Consider the following 26,848-nt stretch of genomic DNA (forward strand, 5'->3'; position numbering starts at 1 on the left):
TCGCTAGATGCGCTTGTCCCTTAAAATCATCTTGTTCGTAAAATAGCTAAAGTCATTGATTTTGAATTTATTCGAGAAGCGGTAGCACCACTTTATTGCCCTAATAATGGTCGTCCAGCAGAAGATTCGGTCAGACTGTTTAAAATCATGTTATTGGGGTATCTTTTCGGTATCCCCAGTGAACGTCGTCTGATTCAGGAAATTCAGGTCAATTTAGCTTACCGCTGGTTTCTGGGAATGGGATTAACCGAAAAAGTGATTGACGCCTCAACACTCAGCTAAAATCGTCGCCGTCGGTTTAATGACAGTGAAATTTATCAACAGATTTTTGATAATATTGTTGAGCAGGCCATTGCCAAAGGGTTGATAGGTGGTCGGGTTTTATATACGGACAGTACTTACCTAAAAGCAAATGCCAATAAAGGCAAGGCACGTAATGAGCAACGTATTGTTGATCCCAGTCATTATATTGATGCACTTAATCAAGCCATCAACGCAGAAAGAGAATTAAACGGAAAAAAGCTTTAAAGCCATCGACGGTAGAGAAATACAAGGAGATTAAAGTCAGTACAACAGATCTGGACAGTGGCTTTATGCATTGGGAAGGCAAGCCTAAAGGATTTTTCTACGTAGATCACCGAACGGTTGATGGCAAACATAATTTAATTACCGATACCTATGTCACAGCTGGAAATATTCATGATTCCCAGCCTTACATGGCTCGATTAAAACGCCAGTTAGAGCGGTTTGGCTTTAATCCGGTTGGTGTCGGTCTTGATGCGGGTTATTTTACGGCTCCCATTTGCCATTTACTGCAGGCAGAGCAGATATATCCGGTGTTGGGTTATCGTCGTCCCACCCATGGTGCGAATCCCATCAGAAAAAAGCAGTTTATCTATAACAGTCAAAACGATACTTATATTTGCCCAAACGGGCAAACATTAATATATAAAACTACCAGCAGGGAAGGTTATCGTCATTATCATTCTGATGCAACAACCTGCAAAGTCTGTCCGTTATTGTCACAGTGTACACAGAGTAAAAATACACAGAAAGTCATCACACGCTATATCTGGGAAGCAGATAAAGAGAAAGCCAACGAGACTTGTTTAAGTCAGTGGGAAAAAAAGTCTATGCTCGACGAAAAGAGACCATAGAGCGCAGGTTCAAATGCAGTGTTTATTGGCCGCAACGACTCAAAATATCAAGAAAATAGCGATAAAGCTATTTTTGTTACATTTTTTTAAGCTATTTTTTAATTTATTTAATAAAATCCAAATTAAAAATCCTATTTATGGTTTAAATAAAAAAATAAACCCCGAATTATATCGAGGTTTGTCATCAATCTGAAGCCTCTCAAATGAGAGGCTTTTATACTTATTAAATCAAAATTTGTACCCAACTCCAATCATAGCAATCCAAGGATCAAGCTTATAATTGGCTGTCACTTTAGTATTGCCTAAATGTGTAGTTGCTTTCGTTTCAATATCAATATAACGTATTTGAGCATTAACAAGCCAATTTTCATTGAAAGTATAATCAGCACCAACCTGTGCTGCCCAGCCCCAGGAACTATCAAGATCTAAACCATGGAACCCAACCTTTTTAGCTTCACCATTGAGTTTTTCATCAAAAAAGAAGGTGTAGTTTATGCCCATTCCAAGATAAGGTTGAAACTCATATTGCGAATCAAGCGGATACCAAACAGCACTTAATATTGGCGGTAGGTGTTTAATTTTTCCTAAATGAGCACCAGAAAGGCCTGTTGAACTACCACCCCCTAACTTAAGCTGATGGCTAAAAGGCGTTGCAGCTAGCAATTCGACACCAATATTATTAGTAACCATATATTGAAAGTTTAATCCAAGTTGGGTATCGTTATCTGCCTTTGCTTTTAGATCGCTTTTTACTCCACCTACTTTAACATGATCACTTTTATTTTGAGGATTAACATAAACTGGTCCTCCTCGGATAATAATTTCATTTGCTGTATGAGCATACGCCAAGGAGCTTACTAATTCTATTGAGATAAGCATTGTAATTGATAATACTCTCATTTTGCCTCCAAAGTTAAATTGCGAATTAATGTAAATTATGACAACAAGTTTTAGTTAGATAAATAATATTGATTTTATAATTATTTTTATTTTACAATATTATAATAATGAATTTGATGTTTCTGAGATTTATATCAAAATATCCTGATAAATAAAATTAAATTGATAATTTGCATTATTAATCTAATTTATATAAAATAAACTAAAATATTTAAGTGGGTTGTTAGCTCAGTCGGTAGAGCAGTTGACTCTTAATCAATTGGTCGCGGGTTCGATCCCCTCACAACCCACCATATTCACTCTCTTTTCTAGTATTAATAGCTATCTATAATTCATAATTAATGATGTAAAAATAATATAAATATTGGTAATATTTATTAACATTTATACTGTTAATTGAAGATTGATTAATCTGAAATTTTAACTTTAATTTTAGATAGTTAGCTATTTGATTTAACAATTATAGGTGTTAAAATGAACTCATATATGTTATTATTTTTTGCAATTATCTGCGAAGTGATAGCTACATCTTCATTAAAACTATCAAATGGTTTTACCAATCTTATTTTCTCAATTATCACTATTATTGGCTATAGCGCATCATTTTATCTTCTTTCATTGGTGTTAAAAACAATCCCTGTTGGTATTGCATATGCGATTTGGTCTGGAATCGGAATTGTGTTAATCAGTTTAATTGCTTGGGTCTTTTTAAAACAAACTTTGGATTTAGCTGCACTAGTAGGCATTGGATTTATCATGTTTGGTGTGGTGATTATTAATTTATTCTCGAAAGTAGCGGGGCATTGATTAATTTTAAATTATCTATATTGAATAAACTCAAATGAAACCAACAAATATCAGTATTATTTATGATGAAAGAGTAGGAATCTTATCTAGTTGTGGAAAGGTTATTACTAAAGAAAAGGATTAAAATAGGTGTAGAATGTTGGAAATTAAATCAGGTGAAATAAAATCAGATATGATTCGGTTTTAAAATAATTATCATATAAAAAAATTATTTATGTTTATAAATCTGATATTTTAACTCTATAAATAAATTTGTGTATTTGCTTATTTTTAAACTACTCTATTGAGTAAAAATAGGTAATTACAAATGGATGAAAAAAGACTAAGAGAATGGGGGTATCTCTTGCCATAGAGATAAAAACCATAGTGCTCGCTATTCCTCGTGATAGGGAAAGCGATTTTGAACCACAACTCGTCAAAAAACATCAAACGCGAATCGATAAAATCAATCAATCCATTTATCAGGTATCGACACAAGAACTGGCATCACAGGAACTGACTCATTTTGAAGAGAAGAGAGATAAAAGTACCCGTTTATTGGTCAAACTTGGCGACGGCACAAGGAAAATCTCAGTCCTTTTTTTGTTTATCCGAAGGATATCCGTAAGGAGATTTACACAACTAACGCGATAGAGTTACTTAATAGCATAATTCGCCACGTCATTAAAAAACGTAAAGTATTTCCAACAGATGATTCGGTGAAAAAGGTGATCTATTTAGCGATACAACAAGCATCTGAAAAATGAACAAAGTCGCTCCACAATGGGAAAAGCGCGATGAGTCGATTTATGATAGAATTTGGGGACTGGGTTCACCGTCTACTTTAACCGGTAAATACACAAAATTTAATATAGGGTCGAAGGATTAGCTAATAAAGCTTTATAACTTTCTTAAACCTCTAGCTACATTGCTCATATCTGTTCGAACAGCTTTAAATGAATTAGATTTGTCAACAGAAGTGTATGAACGATAATCTGTCATAGGATTTAAATTCATTATACTCCCAACGGATCGAGAAAATTTTCTACAAGCGAACGTCATGAATATATTTTCATATTATATAAATTAAAAACAAAAATTTATTCAGCATGCTTATTTTTGCGTCAAATTAGAATACATAAAGGTAATTAGTAAAGTTTTAAAAAGCTAATGGGATTTCTTAAATTTAATTTTTAATAACAAAATAATAGGAAATTAATTATAAATACGGAATGCAAAAAAAGTTAGCAGCACTTATAAAATACGACCCCAGCAGGAATCGAACCTGCAACTAGCCCTTAGGAGGGGCTTGTTATATCCATTTAACTATGAGGTCATAAGGCCACACATTTTAATAAATTTTATTAGGTAATGCCATTTAAATAACGAAAAATTTTCTATTTTAAGTAATCATGATACAATCGCATCATAATTAACCTTATTACTTTTAATCGAAAATACTATGAAAAAACGAATTGTTGGTATGATGTTTTCTGTAATGACACTTACAAGTTGTGCTACTTATCAGGCCGAAACTAATTCCTATAGTGATCCGTTATCAGGTTTTAACAAAACCATGTTTGATGTTAACTACTATGCGCTTGATCCCTATGTTTTACGCCCTGCCGCAGTAGCTTGGAAAGATTATGTTCCGTCTCCAGTTCGTACAGGTGTGGTTAATTTTTCATCTAACCTTTCAGAGCCCGCTTCAATGATAAACAATTTACTACAAGGTGATACCCATAAAGCAGGTACACATTTAGCGCGGTTCTTTTTAAACACAGTTTTCGGTTTTGCTGGTTTGATGGATGTTGCTAGCATGTCTGATCCACAATTACAAAAAGGTGGCAAACGAACTTTTGGTGATGTTCTTGGTCATTACGATGTACCTTACGGTCCTTATGTTGTACTGCCATTTTATGGTTCAGCAACATTGAGAGAAGAAGGTGGTGGCATTGTTGACACTCTTTATCCACCACTTGCTTGGATAGATTGGCAATGGATGTTGGCACGTGGTGTAATTGATGGCGTTGAAGCACGAGCAATGGCAATCGAATATGAAGATCTAATTAAAAATAGCGATGATCCTTATAACTTTATGCGTAATGCTTACTTCCAGCGTAATGACTTTATCGCATCGGGTGGTAAAGTAGATGAAAACAAACAGAAACAACGTGAAGAATCGATTAATGATGTTATTAATGATATCGATTCACAATAACTTTTGTTAAATTACGTACTTTTACTAAATCATATTAAAAACCGCTGTTAATTGGCGGTTTTTTATGTTCTTTTGTTTATGATGATACTAATTTAATTATTTTTTATTTACATATTTATTTTAATATTGATTTCATTTCTGGTAAATATTGCCAAAATCGGCTTGGCATTTGCTGGCGTTGTAATTTAGGATTGATTCGTTCTTTTATAGTTAATGCATTACAATAGCGTAACCACATATTCTGAAATAGTACTTCGTCCTTAGATAAATAACGTTGATTCACCTGACTATTAATAATCAGATCATCTTTATCAACGAGCGAGATCGGTTCAATACTATGTAAATTATAGATATAACCGTATTCGCGCTTTTCATCATATATAGCCCACTTTTGATCGGCAAAACGATCTTTAAAAAATTTAAGAACTAAAGGTAATACGTTATAAATAGGAGCAATGATAGAAAAATAGACCTTATCTTCCCTTTCATTAGGCTCTATCGTATCTTTAAGAGGATTGTCAACTGCATTAAAACGTACAAATTGCATTATACGATGCCGCTCTCGACTAACTTTTTTGGCAATATCATGTACAGATAACACATTTTTATCGGCAAAATCAGTTTCGATTGATTTAGATGATTTGAATACCTTGCAAATATAACGAAAAACAATTAAATCACTTTCAGGCAATTCTGATAACCAGACATACATTAAATGACGAAGCGCCACTTTACTAATCTTATTAATTAACGCCATACGTACACGCTCATATTTAAGATCGCAAAATTCAACATTATGCCTATTAGATACTAATAGCGGTTCAACCTGCCCAATAGCCAACAGGCATTCAGGCATCTTTTTGAGTTTAAAAGCATCAAATACCGCACATAGCAATCCTTCAAAGCTTTTATCATAATAAAACGCCAACATGTCTACCACTCCATGACTAATTGCTGTGAAATATTATCTTGTTTATCTTCTAACAAAGGCGGATCTTGCAACGATAGTCGGATATATTCGGCCGAAGAATCAAGCAATTTAAATTTTCTCATTTCATGACAAACAACAAAAAATTTTGCTCGCTTTAAAACAACACCAATACGTTTAAGCGCATCAAAAGTAAGCTTACGATGACGTCTTGCCATCACAATTAACTTGGCCGATTTAACACCGATGCCTGGTACCCGTAAAATTTTTTGATAACTATCACGGTTAACATCAATAGGAAAAAACTGCGGATTACGTATTGCCCAAGCCAGTTTAGGATCAACACTTAAATCAAGATCAGGATATTGATCGTTAACGATTTCATCAACATTAAAATCATAAAAACGCAATAACCAATCGGCTTGATATAAACGATTTTCTCGCACTCTTGGTACGTCTTGTACAACAGGCAACCGCTTGTCATAACTATTAACTGGAATAAATCCCGAATAATAAACTCGTTTCATACTTGGTCGTTTGTAAAGCTTGGCAGTTAATTGCAAAATCTGTTTATCTGATTCATCAGTTGCGCCAATAATAACTTGAGTGCTTTGCCCCGCAGGTACAAATTTGGGTGCAGTGCGAAATTTTTTGCGATCTTCGATATTTTCTAACATATTCTGATGTATTTGTCGCATAGGCTGATAGATACTTTGATGATCTTTATCAGGCGCTAATATTTTAAGATTTTCTTCAGTTGGAATTTCTAAATTAACGCTCATTCTATCAACCAATAAACCTGCTTGATTAATTAACTCATTACTAGCACCAGGAATCGCTTTCATATGAATATAGCCATTAAAGCCATATTCATTACGCAAAATCGTTACCACTCGAATCATTCTTTCCATGGTATGATCTGGGCTTCTTACAATACCTGAACTAATAAATAAACCTTCAATATAATTACGGCGATAAAATTCAATGGTCAAATCAGCCAACTCAAGTGGTGTAAAACCTGCCCTTGGAATATCATTACTTTGACGATTAATACAATAAGCACAATCAAACATACAATAATTAGTGAGCATAATTTTAAGTAACGAAACACATCGCCCATCGGCAGTAAATGTATGACAAATACCAGACTTATGTGCACTACCAATGCCTTTATCTTTATTACCTCTTGAAGCGCCACTTGATGAACAAGAAATATCATATTTTGCCGACTCAGCTAATATCTCAAGTTTAGTTATCATTTTTTCGTTCATATTGGCTCACCACAATAGCTGTTTATTTATACAGTATATAACAATAATATAAAGCTTAGCAAGCAAATATTGTTGACAAAAATTACTTTTTAGCTACGCTACTTTTAGGCAGTTCTATTTTGTTTGATTCCTTTTATAATAAATAATTAAGGCTATATTAGAAGATATAAATAAAAAAAATTGTAAAGTATTGTTCAGCTTACAACTGTACGCTATAATCAACACAATTTCATGTTTTAAAGCCAGATAACTTAGGAGCTAAATAGAAAATGAAACGTGTTGTAATTACAGGGCTAGGAATTCTTTCAAGTATTGGGAATAATACTAAAGAAGTCTTGGAATCACTAAAAGTAGGTCGTAGTGGTATTACCTTCTCTCAAGAAATGAAAGATAGCGGAATGCGTAGCCATGTATGTGGAAATGTCAAATTAGACACTACAGGACTCATTGATCGCAAAATTGTTCGCTTTATGAATGATGCTTCTATTTATGGTTATCTTGCTTTGCAACAAGCGATCGAAGATGCCAAATTAACCCCTGAACAAATCTCTAATCCTCGCACAGGTTTAATTGCTGGCTATGGCGGCTCAACCAAAACACAATATAATGTTGTTGCTGGAATGAAAGAAAAGGGATTACGTGGTGTTGGTCCTTATGCTGTAACTAAATCAATGTCATCGGCGATTTCTGCTTGTTTAGCCACACCATTTAAAATCAAAGGTGTTAGCTACTCAATGACATCTGCTTGTGCGACATCGGTTCACTGTATTGGTCATGCAGCTGAACTTATTCAACTTGGCAAACAAGACATCGTCTTTGCTGGTGGTGGAGAAGAGCTTTGTTGGGAAATGTCTTGCGAATTTGACGCCATGGGCGCTTTATCAACCAAATATAACGACAATCCAGAAAAGGCTTCACGTGCTTATGATAAAAACCGCGATGGTTTTGTTATTGCTGGTGGTGCAGGTATGGTTGTGGTTGAAGAATTAGAGCATGCTCTTGCTCGTGGTGCTCATATTTATGGTGAACTGGTTGGTTATGGCGCTACATCAGACGGTTATGACATGGTTGCCCCATCAGGAGAAGGCGCAATGCGTTGTATGCAACTTGCCATTCAAGATTTAGATGTACCAGTTGATTATATCAACACCCATGGCACATCAACTCCAGTTGGTGATGTAAAAGAATTATGGGCAATCAAACAGGTATTTGGTGATAACATTCCAGCTATTTCATCAACAAAATCAATGACAGGTCACTCATTAAGTGCTACTGGCGCACAAGAGCTTATCTATTCATTATTAATGTTAGAACATGGCTTTATTACACCAAGTATCAATATTGATGAACTTGATGAAGCTGCAATTGGTATGAATATTATTACTGAACCTACCCAGCGTGAACTAACAACAGTCATGTCAAATAGCTTTGGTTTTGGTGGTACTAATGCCTCAATTGTAATGAAAAAATACAAAGCCTAATAAGCGAATTTAATTAATATTAACCAATACAAAGCCGTTCTATAATGAACGGCTTTGTATTGGTTAATATTGTTAACTGTAAGATAACTGAGCAATAACTTGATTAGTTATCCAATCTTTAAGAAAACGCCGAGTTGTTTACACATCATAGTTAAAATAATCCTCTAAAAACTCATAAAGCGTTTTCCCTGAAATCGCTTTATGCGGTTTAACGGTATTATAAAAATTAATAAAGCGTTTAAGTTTTTGTTTTCTCTCTTTTGAGTCGCTAAATATTTGCTGATGATGCCACGTCTCAATTCAAAGTACGTATCACTGCTAAATTGGGGTTTATCAGGGTAAATACCGGCATAAAGCTCACGTGAAAAATCATCAATGCCGACAAATAAATATTCTCTAGTTTGCTGTTTTGTTTCATTTTTAAGTAAAGGTAAACGTTTGGTATCAACGTGTAGCATTTCACTGGGATAGGTTTAGCTTGCCGTCTTAATTTATCTTCAATAGCTTTTTCAACTTTAAACAGACGTTTAATACCATAACTGATAGTTTTATAATATTCATTTTTACTGTTTAAAGGCACAAAAAGCTTCAATCGGGCTTTCTTTAGTACATTATAAATGGTAGGCCGACTGACCATAAAGCGTTTTGCCAAATCAGTGACCGTTATTTTTTCTTTATAATATAAACGCCATATCTCTTGTCTGTGATAAGGCGTTAGTATGTATATTCATTACAGTAGTTTCTCAAATTACTGTAAACAACGCTAGTAAATCCTACACATGAATAAGTCATTATAGTTAATAGACCAAGCACCACTTTCAATCTTCAGCTTACAATACTCAACAGCGTCCTGTAGCACCACAAAATCTTTGGTATTGTATGTAAATTGGTAGTGTGTAATTTATTGTTATCATGATAAGCGAAGTGAAATTTTAGGGGAATTGGGACAAAAAGTGTCAAAATTACGCAAGAATACAATTCAATTTAATTTAATATTTAATTGATTTGTAGTAATATGCTTTCAGGGTACAAATCCGTCTATCTTGGTACGACTCTGGGATGTGCCTCCATTTTTTAAATTAATCAATTTTTAGTTTTTTCAGTTACAGTTATTTTTCAATTTTATAATATAATTTATTAACATTATTTATGAGCTACTTTAATTATCATGCAAAAACAAAGAAGTTAATCAAAGATGGTAAACTTGTTAGATATGAGTTCGTGGATAATTGGAATGGTATTAAACCTGCATTAGTTTTATATTTTAAAGAGGTTAATCCCATGCCAATTAGAGAATACCGATGGGATGAATATTTACCATTATTGAATAATAAAACCTAACTTATCATACTTAAACAAAGTGAGAAGTGTCGGGAAAAGCAATAACTGAAAGTTTTTCATAGTTTGGAATATAATAAATTTGCCAACAGATAGCCTAAAGCGTAAAATGCCCATCCTATTTTGCTTAACCTATTACTTATAAGTAATACTGACCTGAAATCAGAGGCATTTTTAATGACAAATTTATATGCAAAACCAGAATTACTTTCTCCTGCCGGTTCTTTAAAAAATATGCGTTATGCTTTCGCATATGGTGCAGATGCTGTTTATGCTGGCCAACCGCGATATAGTTTACGAGTTCGTAATAATGAATTTAATCATGAAAATCTAGCAATTGGTATTAACGAAGCACATGCTCAAGGTAAGAAGTTTTATGTAGTTGTGAATATAGCACCGCATAACTCGAAGTTAAAAACTTTTATTCGTGATTTAGAACCCATTGTAAATATGAAACCTGATGCTTTTATCATGTCAGATCCAGGTTTAATCATGTTAGTTCGCGAACATTTTCCTGATATGGAAATTCACTTATCTGTACAATCGAATGCTGTTAACTGGGCAACAGTAAAATTTTGGCATCAAATGGGATTAACTCGAGTCGTCTTATCGCGTGAATTATCACTTGATGAAATTGCTGAAATCCGTGAAAAAGTTCCTGAAATGGAGTTAGAAGTGTTTATCCATGGGGCATTGTGTATGGCATATTCTGGGCGCTGCTTGCTTTCGGGCTATATTAATAAGCGTGATTCAAATCAAGGGACATGTACTAATGCTTGCCGTTGGGAATATAAAGTTGCTGAGGGTAAAGAAGACGAAGTGGGGCAAATTGTACATAAATGTGAACCGATCTCGGTAAAACAAGTTGAACCAACATTAGAAATTGGTCAAACTACTAGTAAAGTATTTATGCTTGAAGAATCAGGTCGCCCAGGTGAATATATGCAAGCTTACGAAGATGAGCATGGTACATATATTATGAACTCAAAGGATTTAAGAGCAGTGGAATTAGTAGATGATTTAACAAAAATTGGTGTACATTCGCTCAAGATTGAAGGGAGAACTAAATCTTTTTATTATTGTGCAAGAACAGCACAAGTGTATCGCCAAGCTATTGATGCAGCGAGTGAAGGTAAGCCTTTTGATCCTCGCTTGTTACAAGAGCTTAATGCACTTGCTCATCGAGGGTATACGGAAGGATTTTTACGTCGCCATAAGCATGAAGAAATGCAAAACTACAAACATAGCCATTCTGTTTCGGAAAGGCAACAATTTGTTGGTGAGTTTAGTGGTGAACGATTAAATGGGTTGGCTGAAGTTATCGTAAAAAATAAATTCTCTGTTGGGGATAGCGTTGAAATGATGACGCCGAAAGGCAACAAAACTTTTACGATTGAGCGAATGGAAAACAAAAAAGGACAACCTGTTCCTGCTGGTTTAGGCGATGGCCATGTTGTTTATATTCCGATTCCTGAAAAAATCGATTTAAATTATGCATTATTAATGCGTAATTTTGATTAGTTTGGTTAAGCATAAAAAACTGTTTGGGATGTCCGAACAGTTATATTAAACAGAATTTTATTATTGACGAATTAAATTGTCTCCATAACCTATCCATTTATAGGTAGTTAAAGCTTCGAGCCCCATTGGTCCGCGTGCATGTAGTTTTTGTGTACTAACTGCTACTTCTGCACCTAATCCAAATTTCCCACCATCAGTAAAACGTGTTGATGCATTGACATAAACTGCAGCTGCATCAACCTGATTTACAAACTGTTCTGCATTAAGCAAGTTACGCGTGAGAATGGACTCCGAATGACCCGTACCATACTCGCGGATATGCTCTACAGCCAATTCAAGTGAATCAACAATGATCACGTTTAAATCTTTTGATAACCATTCTTGCCGTAATTCTTCATTTTTTACTGGTAGGATAGTTGCATTACCTGTTTTTAATATGTCATAACAGTTTTGGTCAGTATGTAATACGACGTTATTATCTGCCATGACCTGACAAAGTTTTGGTAAAAACTGCTCCGCAATATTTCGGTGGACTAGTAACGTTTCAAGCGTATTACAAGTGCTTGGACGCTGAGTTTTGGCGTTGACAATAATTGGTAGAGCATTATCAATATCAGCACTTTCATCAACAAAAATGTGACAGACTCCAATACCACCTGTAATGACGGGTATTGTTGAATGTTCACGGCATAATTTATGTAAAGATGCACCACCTCGGGGGATAATCATATCGATATACTTATCGAGTTTAAGTAACTCATGAATATATTTACGATCAGGATTATTAATATATTGAACAGCTGTCTGGGGTAAACCAACTTGTTTTAACGCTTTTTGAATAACAGAAATTGTGGCCATATTAGTATTGATTGTTTCTTTACCCCCGCGAAGTATTGCGGCATTGCCTGTTTTTAAACAAAGAGCTGTAATATCAATGGTTACATTTGGTCGAGCCTCGTAAATCGCACCAATAACGCCAAGTGGTACTCTGTGACGGTGTAACTTTAAGCCGTTTTCTAAAGTAGAACCATCAATGATTTGACCAATAGGATCAGTTAATGAAATGATTTTACGGACATCATTAGCAATAGATGATAATCGCTTGGGTGTTAAGAGTAGACGATCTAAAATGGCTTCGTTTAAATTTTGTTTTTTCGCCGCTTGGATGTCCTTTTCATTTGCAATGAGTATACTTGCGCTATGCTGTTCTAATAAATCAGCAATAACCATCAAAGTGTTGTTTTTCATTGCGGTAGGACATTGTGCTAGTTGATATGAAGCAAGTTTAGCCGTTTTACCCATTTGCTGTAACATTGTTATCACCACTATTTTATATTACTATTTAGTTGTTTTATATTATTTATTTCTTTTAATAATGATTGCTTATCATCGTCAGTCATATAATTTAAATCTATCCACTGCTAACCAATTAGCAATTATACCTCCAATAGCTAATTCTATAATTTTCCTTTCTTGTTTATTATTTATTTTATTATCATATCATCACGATGAACAGCAACGTGACCATATTCATAGCCAATAATTTGACTAATTTCTTGAGAATGATGCCTAGCAATTTGCCTTAAAGCATCACTGTTATAACGACTGACACCTCGCGCAATACGTTTGCCAAATTTGTCACAAATATCAATAACTTCACCGCGAGAAAAATCTTTCTCTACGCTAATAATCCCTTTAGGTAATAGCGAACTACCATTATTTAAAATCGCATTAACAGCACCATCATCTAATAACACTTTGCCTGCTTTAGGTGCACCAAACAACCAGTGTTTACGATGTTCTAATGGTGTTTTTTGTGGTGAAAAATGTGTTCCAATCGGTTTATTATTGACAATATCAATAATAATATTTGGTTTATTTCCTGCAGCGATAATAACTTCTATACCTGCACTTCCAGCTACCTCAGCTGCTTGTAATTTTGTGCTCATGCCACCCGTGCCAAGCCCTGAAACACTACCACCGGCGATACTTCGCAAATTATCGTCAATATGATCAATTTCATGAATTAACTTGGCATTTTTATCAGCTCTTGGATCGGCTGTATAAAGACCTTCAATATCGGTTAATAAAATCAACTTATCTGCTTCGGCTAAAATGGCAGCTAGTGCTGATAAATTATCATTATCGCCAACTTTAATTTCTGCGGTTGCAACAGCATCATTTTCATTGATAACAGGAACGATATGATTATCTAACATTGCTTTTAAAACGTCTTGGGCATTTAAAAATCTTTCACGATCTTCAAGGTCTGCACGGGTAAGTAACATTTGACCAATATAGATCTTATAGATAGAAAATAGCTGTTCCCAAAGTTGAATAAGCTTACTTTGTCCAACAGAAGCGAGTAATTGCTTTGAAGCAACAGTATTAGGTAGGGTAGGGAAGTTAAGATATTCGCGTCCAGCTGCAATTGCACCAGATGTAACAATGATAATTTTATGTCCATCTTGATGTAGACTTGCGCATTGTCTTATCAACTCAACTATTTGTGCTCGATCAAGTTGTTTTGTTCCACCTGTTAGTACACTGGTACCTAATTTAACAACCACGGTTTGTTGTTTTTTAATAGTCATAGCATATTCTTATTTTTTCACGTTATATAACAGACTTCATCCAATTTACTGATTGTGTTAACGCCTGATGCAAACTTTTTTGTAACTGTGTTTTAGGTACAGTTATTACTTTATTTTGTTTGATTGAATGAATTAATTTTGCTTCACAAAGATCACTTAACTTATCATCCTCAAAGATGATATTCATAACAGGCACATGACAAGCATGAGTTAAAAGTCCTTGATTTTTTAGTGAAAAATAATTTAATTCTGCTGCCAATTGTTGGTTGGATATTGAAGGCAATCCCAAACGGCTAGCTAACATATCTTTATAACTATTCGGTAGATTTTTTTGCAGATCTTTATCAACAAAGATTTGATGAATAAACGGAGTAAAGTTAAATACGCCTTTTATTTTATTTGGCATCAAATAAGCTAAACGTGTGGCAATATGCGAACCAAACCTAAATCCAGCAACAATAATCCGATGAGCATCTATCCATGGAACAGAAGACAACTGCTCTAATATAGCTTGATGAATTTGGCTACTATTTTGTGATAAAGCAAAGTTACGGCTATAACCAACAGTTGGTAGATCAACAGTTAGCATGGCAAATCCATGCGGCGCTAAAAATTCACTAAAATAACGATAATAATCGATCTGCAAATTGCCTAACGCATTACAAATCAACACAACAGGGCAAGTCCCTTCGCATTTTGGCAAATGTAAAATTGTTTTGACACTACGATTATCGACTTTAAATTCCAGTTCTTTTATCAAAAATGGCGAAAATTGAAGAGCTTTTGCATAATACTGATAAGCGCATGTTTGGGCATACATTGCTAGTTGGTCATTTTTAAAATGAGGATAACTAGCAATACTTGCATATATGCTGGCTATGAGATAATAATTGTGTAAATTATTTTTATTTTCATCTATAAGATTTGCTTCATCAATTGATTCAGCTTTAGCTTGCCATACTGCCGCTTGATTTAAAAATTCATAGACCCAGTTGCCAGATTGATAGCCAACAACAGTGTCTAGCCAGGTATCATTTGTGTGGCGTCGAGTTGAAGCGGCAATTTTTGATAAAACCGCTTCAACCTCTAATTTGGGTAATCCACGCCAATGCCACAAAATGGGATTAATAACTCGATACCATCTGGAGTCAACTTCCCCATCTAAGGCGCTAATGCTACTACCATTACTATTATCAATGCGATTGATAAGTGTTGAAGTTTCAGGATAATCAAATTGTGGTTTAAATATCTGTTCAGTTAGATTTTCGGTAGTTGCCATAACAACCTTAACTTCCTTATCAATTATTTATGATCGCTAATAGGCTTAACAAACATAACACCTGTATCCCATGGCTGTTCAATCCAAGTATCTTGTGCAATATCGACAACATAATCATCAACAAGTGGTTTACCAGCAGGTTTTGCAAAAATAGTTACGAAGTGAGCTTTAGGGTACATTTCGCGAATTGTATGAGCAGTGTTACCAGTGTCAACTAAATCATCAACAACAATAAAACCTTCACCATCGCCATTAGCTTGTTTTAATATTAGTTTTTCACGTTGATGATCATGATCATAACTTGAAATACAAACGGTATCGACATAGCGAATACTTAATTCGCGCGCTAAAATTGCCGCTGGAACTAATCCACCACGACTAACGGCAATAATACCTTTCCATTGATTTGCAGGTAATAAGCGTTCAGAAAGTTGGCGCCCATAGGATTGCAACATTTCCCAAGTAACATTGAATTTTTTCTTTTCAGCAATAAGTTCTGCTTTATGTTGTTTTTTGGCTTGGATTTCTTCTTCTGTTAATAAAATTTGATCTGTTGACATTGAGTAACCTGCAATTTTAATCGATTGTATGAATAAATAAATATTAATGAACTAAAAATAGATGTAAAATTGCACCTTATTATAATGTGATTCAATAAAAAAAACCACTCATTAATTTATTACATACTTAATATTGAGGTTATATTATGCTTTCTACCTTAACGCCTAAATTTGTTTGGCAGATTTTTAATGATATCTGTAAAATTCCGCACCCATCTCACCATGAACAAATGATAACTAAATATATCGTCGATTTTGCTAAAACTCATGGTATTGATTGCAAACTTGATAAAGTAGGTAATATTTTGTTAAGTAAACCTGCTACCAAAGGTATGGAAGAGTGCCCATCAATTGCATTACAGGCTCATATGGATATGGTACCACAAAAAAATGAAGGTACTAGTCACGACTTTTTAACTGACCCAATTCAAGCTTATGTTGATGGCGAATGGGTAAAAGCCAAAGGAACGACATTAGGTGCTGATAATGGCGTGGGGTTAGCATCTGCATTAGCTGTTTTAATTGATCCTGCTGTTGAACATGGACCAATTGAAGTATTGATAACAGTATCAGAAGAAACTGGTATGCACGGTGCCTTTGGTTTACAACCTAATTGGCTAAAAAGTCACTATCTAATTAATACTGATTCTGAAGATGAAGGCGAAATATTTACAGGTTGTGCTGGCGGCGTTGACTTTACTACAACCTTTGCTGTTACTTATGCAGTAATGCCAGAAAAGCATGATTGTTATATGAACATTTCACTTAAAGGATTAAAAGGGGGGCATTCAGGTTGTGATATTCATCTTGGTCGTGGAAATGCAATTAAATTGATGGCTCGCTTTTTAGCACAATATGTACAAGATATCTCGTTTAGATTAGCTGATATAAAAGGTGGTTCACTACGTAATGCGATCCCAAGAGAAGCCTTTATTGAAATTACACTAAATAAACAAGAAGTGCCAAAATTAGAAGCCATTGTTAAACAGTATCAAACAATTTTACATAGTGAGTTAGGTCATGTAGAACCTGCTATCGAAATAACGTTATCGGAAGTTGAATCAAACAAAGTAAAACGCGTATTAACTACAGAGCATCAAAATAAAATCATAAGCTGGTTAAATTCAGCGCCTAATGGTGTAGTTAGAATGAGCGATCAACTTCATGGTGTGGTTGAAACATCGCTCAATTTAGGTATTGTTAGTATTGAGGACAATCAACTGAATGTCCATTTTCTTATTCGTTCTCAAGTCGATAGCGCTAAAGATGCGGTTGTATCAACATTGACATCACTTAGCCAATTAGTGGATGCTAATTATGAAATAAGTGGCGGTTATTCAGGTTGGGAACCTAATTTAGATTCACAGCTTTTAAAGCTTGCTAAAGATAAATATCACGAAATTTTTTCTCAGAAAGCCAAAATAATGGTGATTCATGCAGGGCTTGAATGTGGTTTATTTAAACAAAGTTACCCAAATCTGGATATGATATCAATTGGACCAACGATTGTTTCGCCACATTCACCAGATGAAAAAGTTAACATTCAAAGTGTTTATCGTTATTGGGAATTATTGATAGCGATATTAAAATCAGCAACTTTATTAAAATAATCCAACACCTCACCTGCCGATCTTTATCGGCAGGCATTTCGAACAGATTACTCGTGTTTATATTTACTAAAAAACAATTTAATACAACATAATACGTTAGAATATTTGGGTGTCTGCAAAAAATGTTTGAAATTAAATTCACAAAAAGTGAATAAAAATTCATTTTGTGCTTGTAATAGCCTTATAAATAACCTACTATATGCACATTATTGCATAAAAAATAGATAAGGGTAGGGTATGTTAAAAGCAATTATTGTTGGTGCAAGTGGTTATGCAGGGGCAAAATTAGCTCATTATTTGCACAAGCATCCGCATATACAACTTATTGCTTTAACTGTGTCTGAAAACAGCCAAGACGGTGGTAAGCTTATTTCTGATTATGATTTACACCCTCAATTAAAAGGTGTTGTTGACTTACCACTTATTGCCACTGCAGATTATTCTGCCTATATCAATGATCTTGATATAGTTTTTTTAGCTACTGAACATGTAGTCAGCCACAATATAGCTCCTTATTTTTTAGAACATGGTTGTACAGTTTTTGATTTGTCGGGTGCGTTTAGAGTTAACTCTGCTACTTTTTATACCGATTATTATGGTTTTACTCATCAGCATCCAAAATGGTTAGATAAAGCAGTTTATGGCTTAGCAGAATGGAATAGTGAACAAATCAAACAGGCACAACTGATTGCTGTACCAGGATGTTACCCTACAGCATCACAATTACCATTAAAACCATTAATCGAGGAGGGGCTATTAGATAATTCACAATGGCCTGTTATTAATGCTGTGAGTGGGGTGAGTGGAGCAGGGCGAAAACCTTCGCATAATAATATATTTTGTGAAGTAAGTTTACATGCCTATGGACTTTTTACTCATCGGCACCAACCCGAAATTGCAACACATTTAGGTCAAGAAGTGATCTTTACACCTCATTTAGGCAGTTTTAAACAAGGTATCCACGCCACAATTACTTGCCGAGTAAATGAAGGTGTTACATCACAAGATATCCTCAAAGCTCTAAATAAATATTACAAAAATAAGCCTTTGATTAGAATTTATCAAAAAGATTGGCCAGCATTAAAATCTGTCATTGGTTTGCCTTATTGTGATATTGGATTTGTATTAAAAGATCGTCATTTAATATTAATTTCTGTTGAAGATAACTTATTAAAAGGCGCAGCAGCACAAGCTGTGCAGTGTATGAACATTCGATATAATTTTGATGAAACCACGTCATTATTATAAAAATGAGTGAATTATTTCAAAAGCTCTGTACAAAATTTTTAATGAATTAAAAGTAGGTTAAATTAATAGGAAACTAAAATGAAACCATTAATTATAAAACTTGGAGGCGTATTGCTCGACAATAAAGATGCCTTAAGTAAATTATTTGACGTTATTAGTGAGTACAAAAAAAATTTTCAACGATCATTAATTATTGTTCATGGTGGTGGTACGGTAGTTGATTCATTAATGGATAGGCTTTCTTTACCCGTAGTCCGTCGCAATGGATTACGGGTAACTCCTGCTGATCAAATTGACGTTATTGTTGGTAGCCTTGCTGGCAGTGCCAATACTACTTTATTGTCAGAAGCAAAAAAACAGCAAATAGCAAGTGTAGGACTCTGTTTAGCTGATGGTAATAGTGTAGAAGTTAAACAAATTTCAGAAGATTTAGGTTATGTTGGTGAAGCCAAAGCTGGCGATCCCACATTAATCAATCTACTTATTAATTCGGGTTACCTTCCCATTATTAGCTCGATTGGTATTACTCAAGCGGGACAAATGATGAATGTTAATGCCGATCACGCAGCGGTAGCACTAGCTAAGACCTTAAATGCAGATTTAATATTATTGTCTGATGTAGTTGGCGTACTTGACGAAAACAAACAACGCATTGAATCATTAACTCAATCACAAGCGGAGCAACTGATTGCTAAAGGTGTTATTACAGACGGTATGGTTGTTAAAGTGAATTCAGCTTTCGAAGCCGCCAAGGCCTTAGGACGACCAATTGATATTGCTAGTTGGAAAGAATCCCACCAACTCATCGAATTATTTAATGGGCAATCAGGCACTACAGGCACAAGAATCATTGCTTAGATATTGAGCAGCTATTATATTAAGCTAGTTATCTATATCTAACGATTAATAAAAAAATATTTTTAACTCATTTTTATCGTCAGTTAATTTAGAAAGGGTATAACATGGAAAAAAGTGGAACAAAAAAGGTCGTATTGGCTTATTCAGGTGGTTTGGATACATCAGCAATTATTCCTTGGTTGAAAGAAAATTATGGTGGATGTGAAGTTTATGCCTTTGTTGCTAATGTAGGTCAAGATCCAAAAGAACTAAAAGATGTAGAAAAAAAGGCTAAAGCATCGGGTGCAGTTGCTTGTAAGGTTGTTGATTTAAGAGAAGAATTTGTTAAAGATTACGTATATCCAGTCTTAAAAACAGGAGCCTTATACGAAGGAACTTATTATCTTGGTACCTCCATGGCTCGTCCAATTATTGCAAAAGCGCAAGTTGAATATGCGTTAGAAGTCGGGGCTGATACACTCTGTCACGGAGCGACTGGTAAAGGCAATGACCAAGTGCGTTTTGAAACAACCTATACTGCACTTGCACCACAACTTAAAGTGATTGCTCCTTGGCGTGAATGGGATCTGCGTTCACGCGAAGCATTAATTGATTATTTAAAAGTTCGTAAAATTCCAACAACTGCAACCGTTGAAAAAATTTACAGCCGTGACGAAAACGCATGGCATATCTCCACTGAAGGTGGTGTGTTAGAAAGCACATGGAACCAAGCTAATACAGATTGCTGGGCTTGGACTGTTTCGCCTGAAGATGCTCCAAACCAACCAGAATTAGTAACCATTGGTATTGAAAAAGGCGAAGTGGTTTCAGTAAATGGGAAAAAATTATCACCATATAACTGTGTTGCAACATTAAATAAAATTGGTGCAAAACATGGTGTTGGTCGAGTTGATATCATTGAAAATCGCTTAGTCGGTATCAAATCGCGTGGTTGTTATGAAACGCCTGGCGGCACAATAATGATGACAGCATTACGTGGTTTAGAACAATTAATATTAGACCGCGACAGCTTTAAATGGCGTGAACAACTAGGTATTGAAATGGCTTATGTTGTTTATGATGGGCGCTGGTTTGCACCATATCGTCGATCAATTCAAGCCGCGGCTGAAGTTTTGGCACAAGACATGACGGGTGAAGTAGTGGTTAAACTTTATAAAGGTAATGCAACTGCCGTACAAAAGAAATCACCAAATAGCCTATATAATGAAGAATTTGCTACATTTGGTGAAGATGAAGTTTATGATCATAGCCATGCAGGAGGATTTATTCGTCTATTCTCATTATCATCACGTATACGTGCTTTAAATGAGGAACAGCAAAAACAAACTGCCAAAAAAGCGAAAAAGTAAACGCCAATTTGCAAATAAAATAGCGATAATAATAAATATATACAGGCAATGTCCTGTATATATTATTTTTATTCTTGATTAAATTTAATTTTATTATAAAAATAAATATATAAAACGAAAATTGAAATTGTACAGCTAATCATTAAGATAACATTTATTTAAGATAATATTGAGGTAATTATGGCATTATGGGGTGGGCGTTTTAGCCAAGAAGCAGATGAACGATTTAAGCATTTTAATGATTCATTACGCTTTGATTATCGTCTTGCAGAGCAAGATATCATTGGCTCAATTGCTTGGTCAAAAGCATTGGTAACGGTTAACGTTATATCTTATGATGAACAAAAAAAATTAGAAAAAGCCTTAAATGAATTGTTGCTATTGGTTAAACAAGATCCTAACCAAATTTTACAAAGTGATGCCGAAGACATACACAGTTGGGTTGAACAAAAACTGATTGAAAAAATTGGCGAATTAGGTAAAAAATTACACACAGGACGAAGCCGTAATGACCAATCAACAACCGACTTAAAATTATGGTGTAAAGACCAAATTCCTCATTTAATTAATGCGATAAATCACTTACGCCAATTACTAGTTACAACCGCTGAACAGCACCAAAAAGCTATTATGCCTGGTTACACCCACTTGCAACGAGCACAACCAATTACATTTGCGCATTGGTGCCTGGCTTATTTTGAAATGCTAAGTCGTGATGTCAGCCGTTTAGAAGATACATTGCAACGTTTAGATGTTAGTCCATTAGGCTCAGGTGCATTAGCTGGAACTGCCTATCCAATGGATCGTGAACAATTAGCGCATTGGTTAGGATTTGCTCAAGCAACTAATAATAGTTTGGACTCGGTGTCTGATCGTGATCACATTCTTGAACTATTAAATAATGCTTCAATAGGTATGGTACACCTATCGCGTTTTGCTGAAGATCTTATTATTTTCAATAGTGGTGAAGCCAATTTTGTTGAACTATCAGATCGAGTGACTTCAGGATCTTCACTCATGCCACAAAAAAAGAATCCAGATGCATTAGAACTGATTCGTGGCAAAATAGGGCGGGTTGCGGGTGCATTAACAGGAGCCTTAATGACCTTCAAAGGTTTACCGCTTGCTTATAATAAAGATTTACAAGAAGACAAAGAGCATCTATTTGACGCACTTGATACTTGGCAAGAATGCTTAGATATGTCCACACTAGTACTAGAGGATATTAAAATTAACTACACAAATTGCCAAGAAGCTGCCAAACAAGGTTATTCTAATGCAACTGAACTGGCTGATTATTTAGTAGCCAAAGGCATACCGTTCCGTGAGGCACACCACATTGTTGGTGAAGCAGTTGTTGATGCTATTGCAAAGCAAAAAGCGCTCGAAGAACTTTCGCTTGAAGAACTACAAAAATTTAGCCCAGTTATTGATAATGATGTTTATCCAATATTATCGTTAGAATCATGCCTAGCTAAACGATGTGCCAAAGGCGGGGTTTCACCACAACAGGTAAAATCAGCGATTGAAGTTGCCAAGCAACAACTTTATAAACAGCTATATTAATCTAATAACAACTATACCTGTATTAGCTGGTATTTTTATACTGAAACACATAGTTACCTGAAACTTTTTAACAAAAAATATGATTGTATATCTGTTCATACAGTGTAAAAATAGAGCTCTTTTTTGAATGGATTAAAGTGAAGCATAATGAGTAAAAGTTATAATTTTAGTGCCGGTCCAGCAAAATTGCCTGCTGAAGTATTAAAACAAGTTCAAACTGAATTATTAAATTGGCATAATACTGGCGCATCAGTCATGGAATTAAGCCATAGAGGTAAAGATTTTGACGCCTGTGCTATTGAGGCTACCAACGACCTACGAGAAATCTTAAACGTTCCTAAAAATTACAAAATTCTTTATTGCCAAGGTGGAGCCAGAGCACAATTTGCTGCAGTTCCATTAAATATTTTAGGAAATAAAACCAGTGCCGACTATATTAACAGTGGTTATTGGAGCCAATGCGCAATCAAAGAAGCCAGCAAATATTGCCAAGTTAATGAACAAAATGTTGTTATCAAACAAAACGGACTAACGGCTGTTAAATCTATGTCAGAATGGCAATTAAATGATAATGCTGCCTATGTACACTATTGTCCAAACGAAACAATTGATGGCGTTCAAATCTTTGAAGAACCCAACTTTGGTGACAAAACCGTTGTAGCTGACTTATCATCGTGTATATTATCGCAACCTATTGACATAAATCGATATGGCATAATTTATGCGGGTGCTCAAAAAAATATTGGTCCATCAGGTATTACCATTATCATTGTGCGAGAAGATCTAATTGGCCATGCAAAAAAAATCTTACCATCAGTACTAGATTACAAAATCTTAATGGACAACGATTCAATGTTTAACACTCCACCTACATTTGCATGGTATTTGTCGGGGCTAGTGTTTAAATGGATAAAAAGTCTTGGTGGATTAAAAGCAATGCAGCAACGAAACCAAGCTAAAGCACAATCACTATATCAATTCATCGACCAATCTAACTTTTATCGAAATAATGTTGCAGTAGCAAATCGGTCAATTATGAATGTTACTTTTTTATCACCAAATGAAGAGTTGGATAAAAAATTTGTAAGCGAAGCAACTCAAGCTAACATTATTGGCATTAAAGGTCACCGAATTGAAGGAGGTATGCGAGCATCAATTTATAACGCTATGGATCAAGAAGGCATCAATTATTTAATTGATTTTATGCAGCGATTTGAAAAACAAAATAGCTAAATTAACTCAAAATATTACAAGTTATTACTATCAGCAAAAAGGGAAGGAAAAACTTCCCTTTTTCATTTAATCAGCATTATTTACAGCTATAAACCTCACCAACCATAACCGCATCTGTTGGTGCAATATCAGAAATATATTGCATTGAAGTATCCTGTGCATTATAAATCACATTACCACCCATTGCAGCAGCTTTATTCATCAGGTCAGAAGCCGCATCACGAATAAGCTCACTATGTGTTTTAAGACCAGAAAAAAAACTACTACGACGCCCCTCTGCTTTACCTAATAACTGACAAGAAGCAGCTGGTTTAGTATCAATAAACCGAACTTGACTACCGGCAGAAGTAGTTTGATAGTTAGAACTACTACAAGCACCTAAAAGTAAAGTCGCAACCATCGTAACACCAATGAATAATAATTTTTTTATAGACATAATATTTCCTCAACCAATAAAACAACAATCAATAATAAACTAAATTATTGTAGCAGTTTAATTAAACAAAAAATATCAGTAATTAAACTTGTATAAAATCTAATAAATCACAGGACAATAAATAATCAAACCGACCTATTTTATTAATTAACTATAGCAAATTCGATTTAACTCTATTATAATCGCAACCCTACTAACTAAGTAGCACATCCAAATGGCCCCTTAGCTCAGTTGGTCAGAGCAGTCGACTCATAATCGATTGGTCACTGGTTCAAGTCCAGTAGGGGCCACCATTAAACACTATGATTTATATAAGTTTTTAACCATTTCTTACGTTTCCCATTGTGTCGTTGAGCAAGCCTTGTGTCGTAAATGTGACATTGTTTGCAAATTCAAGCATATGATCTGCGTTTAGATGAGCGTATTTATTCACCATCTCTAACGTTTCCCATCCGCCAAGATTTTTGAGCGTATAGAGCGGTGTACCTGCTTGAACGTGCCAGCTTGCCCAAGTGTGGCGTAAATCATGAAAATGAAAATTATCTATTCCTGATAATTGACAGGCTTGTTTAAAATCTCGACGATCAATATCACGCACTCGCTTTTTAGTTGAACGAGTGAATACATATTCACAATTATTCCTGAATCTTAACTTACGTACTAACTCCATTGCGTCATGATTTAGTAATAACGCTCTTGCTTTTCCTGATTTTGCGTTTTCGTTAGTGACGGTTGCTACACGATTAACAAGATCAACATTGTGCCACGTTAGCGTAAATATCTCACTCATACGCGCACCTGTTGATAGCGCAAAAAAACAAACATCTTTCATCCATTGTAATTTTAGATTCTGTATGAGCAAGCTTGCTTTTTCCTTTGTGATCCACCTTACTCTGACTTTAGGCTCACCATAACGAGGAATGTAGGGAACAGCATCAATCCAGTTCATTTTATGAGCTAAACTAAACGCCCTGAGAATCGTAGAGCGATAACGGTTTTTTGTACCATTTGCTATTGGTTTCTTAGTTTTTGCATGAAATGTTGGTATACTGTTCGTTAACTCCTCACCAGTAATAGTTGATAAATCTCTACCCGAAAAGATATTTAAAAAATATTCTGCGTGAGCCTGTTTATAGTCAAATCTTGCTTGATGTTCTCCATCTTTTAACATCAATATAATAGCTTCTTCAAAAAGCCTAGTTGGCTTTTTGTTGATTCTTGACGTTTCCCACAATTCAGCTTTTAGCCGATCATGATATTCTAACGCCTGTTTTTTGTCTGCCGTACCAGTAGAGCGTCTAATTCTTGAGCCATCTGGCGCGACGATGTCAATATGCCAAACTTCTCCTCGTTTTTTAATTGACATTTTTTTACCTCCTTAATTTCAGAGGTTAGCCGATTTGCATTATGATTTGCTTTGAACTTTTCTTCAAACTCTTTTTTATCGACTAACCACTTTCCAACTCTATTTTTTGATTTAGATTGAAAAGAAAATCCGTATTCTTTTCTTTTTTCATAAAGATACGTGTAAGATAATTTTGTTATTCTTGCCGCATCTTTTAATGTAATCATTTCCATAATTACCCCTATAATTTCTTCTCATCTCTCATCAACAAATAACACTAAGTAATTTTCTGTATTTATTCATTGTAAAACCTCAGTTAATAGCTAATTGCACGCTAAATAATCAGCGTGAGAATGTTTGTAAAATTAATAGAATAGGGTGGTTGTTCAGTGAGTTATTAACAGATTTTGTGGGTAACTTTATAAGTCATTGATTAAAATGGAATATCATCATCTATAAACTCATCTTGCTGAGCTGATGTTTGCGGTTTATGTTGTTGCGCTGACTGATTACTGCTTTTATCGAACGTTAACGCCTCAAAATCATCAACTATAAAATAAATGGCTGTTTTGTTGTTGCCTTGTTGGTCCTGCCATTTATCTGTTTTGTATCGAGTTGTAACACGAATAAAAGCACCTTTGCCTTTATCTCGCACTTTTTCCGCAATCTTACCGAACGCTCGTAAATTAGCCCAATCTGTGACATCTTCATAGCTATCGCCATTCTTCTTATAGCTACCAATTGCCATAGTGAAATTAACGATTAACTTGTTATCAGAGGTGTAACGCTCCTCGATTTTCCCGATTCTGCCAGTGAATAAACACTGATTTAAATTATTTGCCATTTTCTTTCTCCAATCGTTTATCAATTTGTTTTTGCATTTTTTTCAATTTCTTTAACGCAAACAATAGCTTCTTTTAATAGTTCAGTTCGTGTCAATGAATTTTCATCTGTAATCATAATCACTCCTTGCTTGCTTTTAACTCAAGCACTGCATCATTTGAATGCACAGACTCTTTAATCTCACCCCAACAAATATCAACAAAATCAGGATCACCATTTTGTATGTAATAATCAAGCAGCTGTTCAGCATGGCTTTTTGCTTCTTCTTCTGTGTTGTGATATTCAAAACCATCGCCATTGTGGTCATACGTAAAATATTTCATA

25 protein-coding genes, 3 tRNA genes and 2 pseudogenes are annotated in these 26,848 nt (G+C 34.9%); 15 read left to right on the plus strand and 15 right to left on the minus strand.

Translation table 11 applies throughout. From position 1 onward, the window contains the following. Window positions 1-1,350 (plus strand): annotated as a pseudogene (locus tag A9G43_RS10635) (IS1182 family transposase); the annotation flags it as partial. A 35-nt stretch (window positions 1,351-1,385) separates the two neighbouring features. Here A9G43_RS10635 and A9G43_RS02320 read toward each other — a convergent pair. Further along, window positions 1,386-2,057, minus strand: coding sequence for an OmpW/AlkL family protein (locus A9G43_RS02320; RefSeq protein WP_065606290.1), 672 nt, complete (start codon window positions 2,055-2,057; stop codon window positions 1,386-1,388). Between the two features lie 217 nt (window positions 2,058-2,274). On the opposite strand from A9G43_RS02320, the gene A9G43_RS02325 reads away from it, so the two are divergent. The 3 genes and pseudogenes from A9G43_RS02325 to A9G43_RS10640 form a co-directional block, all read left to right on the plus strand. Beyond that, window positions 2,275-2,350 (plus strand) — tRNA-Lys (locus A9G43_RS02325). Between the two features lie 181 nt (window positions 2,351-2,531). Then, entirely contained in the window at window positions 2,532-2,864 is a 333-nt protein-coding gene (locus A9G43_RS02330) for a DMT family transporter (protein ID WP_065606291.1), read from the plus strand. Window positions 2,865-3,314: 450 nt separating this feature from the next. Then, window positions 3,315-3,691 (plus strand): annotated as a pseudogene (locus A9G43_RS10640) (transposase); the annotation flags it as partial. Between the two features lie 416 nt (window positions 3,692-4,107). Here the strand turns inward: A9G43_RS10640 and A9G43_RS02340 are convergent. Next, window positions 4,108-4,179: transfer RNA gene (locus A9G43_RS02340), tRNA-Arg, on the minus strand. A 126-nt stretch (window positions 4,180-4,305) separates the two neighbouring features. On the opposite strand from A9G43_RS02340, the gene A9G43_RS02345 reads away from it, so the two are divergent. Further along, entirely contained in the window at window positions 4,306-5,064 is a 759-nt protein-coding gene (locus tag A9G43_RS02345; protein ID WP_065606295.1) for an MlaA family lipoprotein, read from the plus strand. A 115-nt stretch (window positions 5,065-5,179) separates the two neighbouring features. Here A9G43_RS02345 and A9G43_RS02350 read toward each other — a convergent pair whose 3' ends face one another. Together A9G43_RS02350 and A9G43_RS02355 are read right to left on the minus strand one after the other, a co-directional pair. After that, entirely contained in the window at window positions 5,180-5,995 is an 816-nt protein-coding gene (locus tag A9G43_RS02350; RefSeq protein ID WP_065606297.1) for a TIGR03915 family putative DNA repair protein, read from the minus strand. Window positions 5,996-5,997: 2 nt separating this feature from the next. Continuing rightward, the gene (locus tag A9G43_RS02355) at window positions 5,998-7,263 is read right to left on the minus strand and encodes a putative DNA modification/repair radical SAM protein (protein ID WP_065606299.1); all 1,266 of its coding nucleotides are present in this window, start codon (window positions 7,261-7,263) and stop codon (window positions 5,998-6,000) included. Window positions 7,264-7,532: 269 nt separating this feature from the next. On the opposite strand from A9G43_RS02355, the gene fabB reads away from it, so the two are divergent. Continuing rightward, the gene (gene fabB, locus A9G43_RS02360; protein WP_065606301.1) at window positions 7,533-8,744 is read left to right on the plus strand and encodes a beta-ketoacyl-ACP synthase I; all 1,212 of its coding nucleotides are present in this window, start codon (window positions 7,533-7,535) and stop codon (window positions 8,742-8,744) included. Window positions 8,745-8,882: 138 nt separating this feature from the next. Here the strand turns inward: fabB and A9G43_RS11325 are convergent, their stop codons facing one another. Together A9G43_RS11325 and A9G43_RS11330 are read right to left on the minus strand one after the other, a co-directional pair. After that, window positions 8,883-9,044, minus strand: coding sequence for an integrase core domain-containing protein (locus A9G43_RS11325; protein WP_218058592.1), 162 nt, complete (start codon window positions 9,042-9,044; stop codon window positions 8,883-8,885). Further along, window positions 9,040-9,381, minus strand: coding sequence for a hypothetical protein (locus A9G43_RS11330; RefSeq protein WP_442903311.1), 342 nt, complete (start codon window positions 9,379-9,381; stop codon window positions 9,040-9,042). The genes A9G43_RS11325 and A9G43_RS11330 overlap by 5 nt, the downstream gene beginning before the upstream one ends. A 512-nt stretch (window positions 9,382-9,893) precedes the next feature. Between A9G43_RS11330 and A9G43_RS02370 the strand changes: the two genes are divergently transcribed. Together A9G43_RS02370 and trhP are read left to right on the plus strand one after the other, a co-directional pair. Beyond that, a complete protein-coding gene (locus A9G43_RS02370) occupies window positions 9,894-10,085 on the plus strand; it encodes a thermostable hemolysin delta-VPH (protein WP_065606302.1) in 192 nt (63 codons plus the stop codon). A gap of 174 nt (window positions 10,086-10,259) precedes the next feature. Further along, a complete protein-coding gene (gene trhP / locus A9G43_RS02375; protein ID WP_065606304.1) occupies window positions 10,260-11,603 on the plus strand; it encodes a prephenate-dependent tRNA uridine(34) hydroxylase TrhP in 1,344 nt (447 codons plus the stop codon). A 60-nt stretch (window positions 11,604-11,663) separates the two neighbouring features. On the opposite strand, the gene proA is transcribed toward trhP, so the two are convergent. From proA to gpt, 4 genes are all read right to left on the minus strand, one after another. After that, window positions 11,664-12,917, minus strand: coding sequence for a glutamate-5-semialdehyde dehydrogenase (gene proA / locus A9G43_RS02380; RefSeq protein ID WP_065606306.1), 1,254 nt, complete (start codon window positions 12,915-12,917; stop codon window positions 11,664-11,666). 170 nt (window positions 12,918-13,087) lie between these two features. Then, window positions 13,088-14,197 (minus strand): glutamate 5-kinase, encoded by a 1,110-nt coding sequence (proB, locus tag A9G43_RS02385; protein ID WP_065606308.1) that lies wholly within the window; start codon window positions 14,195-14,197, stop codon window positions 13,088-13,090. A gap of 22 nt (window positions 14,198-14,219) precedes the next feature. Further along, entirely contained in the window at window positions 14,220-15,476 is a 1,257-nt protein-coding gene (locus A9G43_RS02390) for an alpha/beta hydrolase (protein ID WP_065606310.1), read from the minus strand. A gap of 23 nt (window positions 15,477-15,499) precedes the next feature. Beyond that, a complete protein-coding gene (gene gpt, locus A9G43_RS02395) occupies window positions 15,500-16,036 on the minus strand; it encodes a xanthine phosphoribosyltransferase (protein WP_081296839.1) in 537 nt (178 codons plus the stop codon). 146 nt (window positions 16,037-16,182) lie between these two features. Between gpt and A9G43_RS02400 the strand changes: the two genes are divergently transcribed. The 6 genes from A9G43_RS02400 to serC all read left to right on the plus strand — a co-directional run bounded on the left by A9G43_RS02400 (window position 16,183) and on the right by serC (window position 23,900). After that, window positions 16,183-17,646, plus strand: coding sequence for an aminoacyl-histidine dipeptidase (locus A9G43_RS02400; protein ID WP_065606312.1), 1,464 nt, complete (start codon window positions 16,183-16,185; stop codon window positions 17,644-17,646). Between the two features lie 237 nt (window positions 17,647-17,883). Then, window positions 17,884-18,894 carry an N-acetyl-gamma-glutamyl-phosphate reductase gene (gene argC, locus A9G43_RS02405; RefSeq protein ID WP_065560031.1) on the plus strand — a complete coding sequence of 337 codons (1,011 nt, stop codon included), beginning with the start codon at window positions 17,884-17,886 and terminating at the stop codon, window positions 18,892-18,894. 78 nt (window positions 18,895-18,972) lie between these two features. Next, on the plus strand, window positions 18,973-19,752 hold the full coding sequence (gene argB / locus A9G43_RS02410) for an acetylglutamate kinase (protein WP_065606314.1): 780 nt from the start codon (window positions 18,973-18,975) through the stop codon (window positions 19,750-19,752). A gap of 104 nt (window positions 19,753-19,856) precedes the next feature. Further along, the gene (locus A9G43_RS02415) at window positions 19,857-21,101 is read left to right on the plus strand and encodes an argininosuccinate synthase (RefSeq protein WP_065560029.1); all 1,245 of its coding nucleotides are present in this window, start codon (window positions 19,857-19,859) and stop codon (window positions 21,099-21,101) included. 180 nt (window positions 21,102-21,281) lie between these two features. Continuing rightward, window positions 21,282-22,667, plus strand: coding sequence for an argininosuccinate lyase (gene argH, locus A9G43_RS02420; RefSeq protein WP_065606316.1), 1,386 nt, complete (start codon window positions 21,282-21,284; stop codon window positions 22,665-22,667). 147 nt (window positions 22,668-22,814) lie between these two features. Further along, the gene (gene serC, locus A9G43_RS02425) at window positions 22,815-23,900 is read left to right on the plus strand and encodes a 3-phosphoserine/phosphohydroxythreonine transaminase (protein ID WP_065606318.1); all 1,086 of its coding nucleotides are present in this window, start codon (window positions 22,815-22,817) and stop codon (window positions 23,898-23,900) included. Between the two features lie 76 nt (window positions 23,901-23,976). On the opposite strand, the gene A9G43_RS02430 is transcribed toward serC, so the two are convergent. Then, window positions 23,977-24,336: a DUF4156 domain-containing protein gene (locus A9G43_RS02430; protein ID WP_065606320.1), complete on the minus strand. Its 360-nt coding sequence runs from the start codon at window positions 24,334-24,336 to the stop codon at window positions 23,977-23,979. A gap of 216 nt (window positions 24,337-24,552) precedes the next feature. On the opposite strand from A9G43_RS02430, the gene A9G43_RS02435 reads away from it, so the two are divergent. Then, window positions 24,553-24,629 (plus strand) — tRNA-Ile (locus A9G43_RS02435). A 26-nt stretch (window positions 24,630-24,655) separates the two neighbouring features. On the opposite strand, the gene A9G43_RS02440 is transcribed toward A9G43_RS02435, so the two are convergent. From A9G43_RS02440 to A9G43_RS02450, 4 genes are all read right to left on the minus strand, one after another. After that, the gene (locus A9G43_RS02440; RefSeq protein ID WP_065606322.1) at window positions 24,656-25,702 is read right to left on the minus strand and encodes a tyrosine-type recombinase/integrase; all 1,047 of its coding nucleotides are present in this window, start codon (window positions 25,700-25,702) and stop codon (window positions 24,656-24,658) included. Next, entirely contained in the window at window positions 25,597-25,914 is a 318-nt protein-coding gene (locus A9G43_RS10960; protein WP_176701683.1) for a hypothetical protein, read from the minus strand. Before A9G43_RS10960 ends, A9G43_RS02440 begins: the two co-directional genes overlap by 106 nt. 200 nt (window positions 25,915-26,114) lie before the next feature. Next, on the minus strand, window positions 26,115-26,525 hold the full coding sequence (locus tag A9G43_RS02445; protein WP_065606324.1) for a single-stranded DNA-binding protein: 411 nt from the start codon (window positions 26,523-26,525) through the stop codon (window positions 26,115-26,117). Window positions 26,526-26,643: 118 nt separating this feature from the next. After that, complete coding sequence (locus tag A9G43_RS02450; RefSeq protein ID WP_065606326.1) at window positions 26,644-26,847, minus strand: hypothetical protein; 204 nt, start codon at window positions 26,845-26,847, stop codon at window positions 26,644-26,646. Window position 26,848 lies beyond the last annotated feature (1 nt).

Origin of the sequence: Gilliamella sp. Occ3-1 (genome assembly GCF_001690655.1) — a bacterium.
Classification (GTDB): Bacteria; Pseudomonadota; Gammaproteobacteria; order Enterobacterales; family Orbaceae; genus Gilliamella; species Gilliamella apicola_P.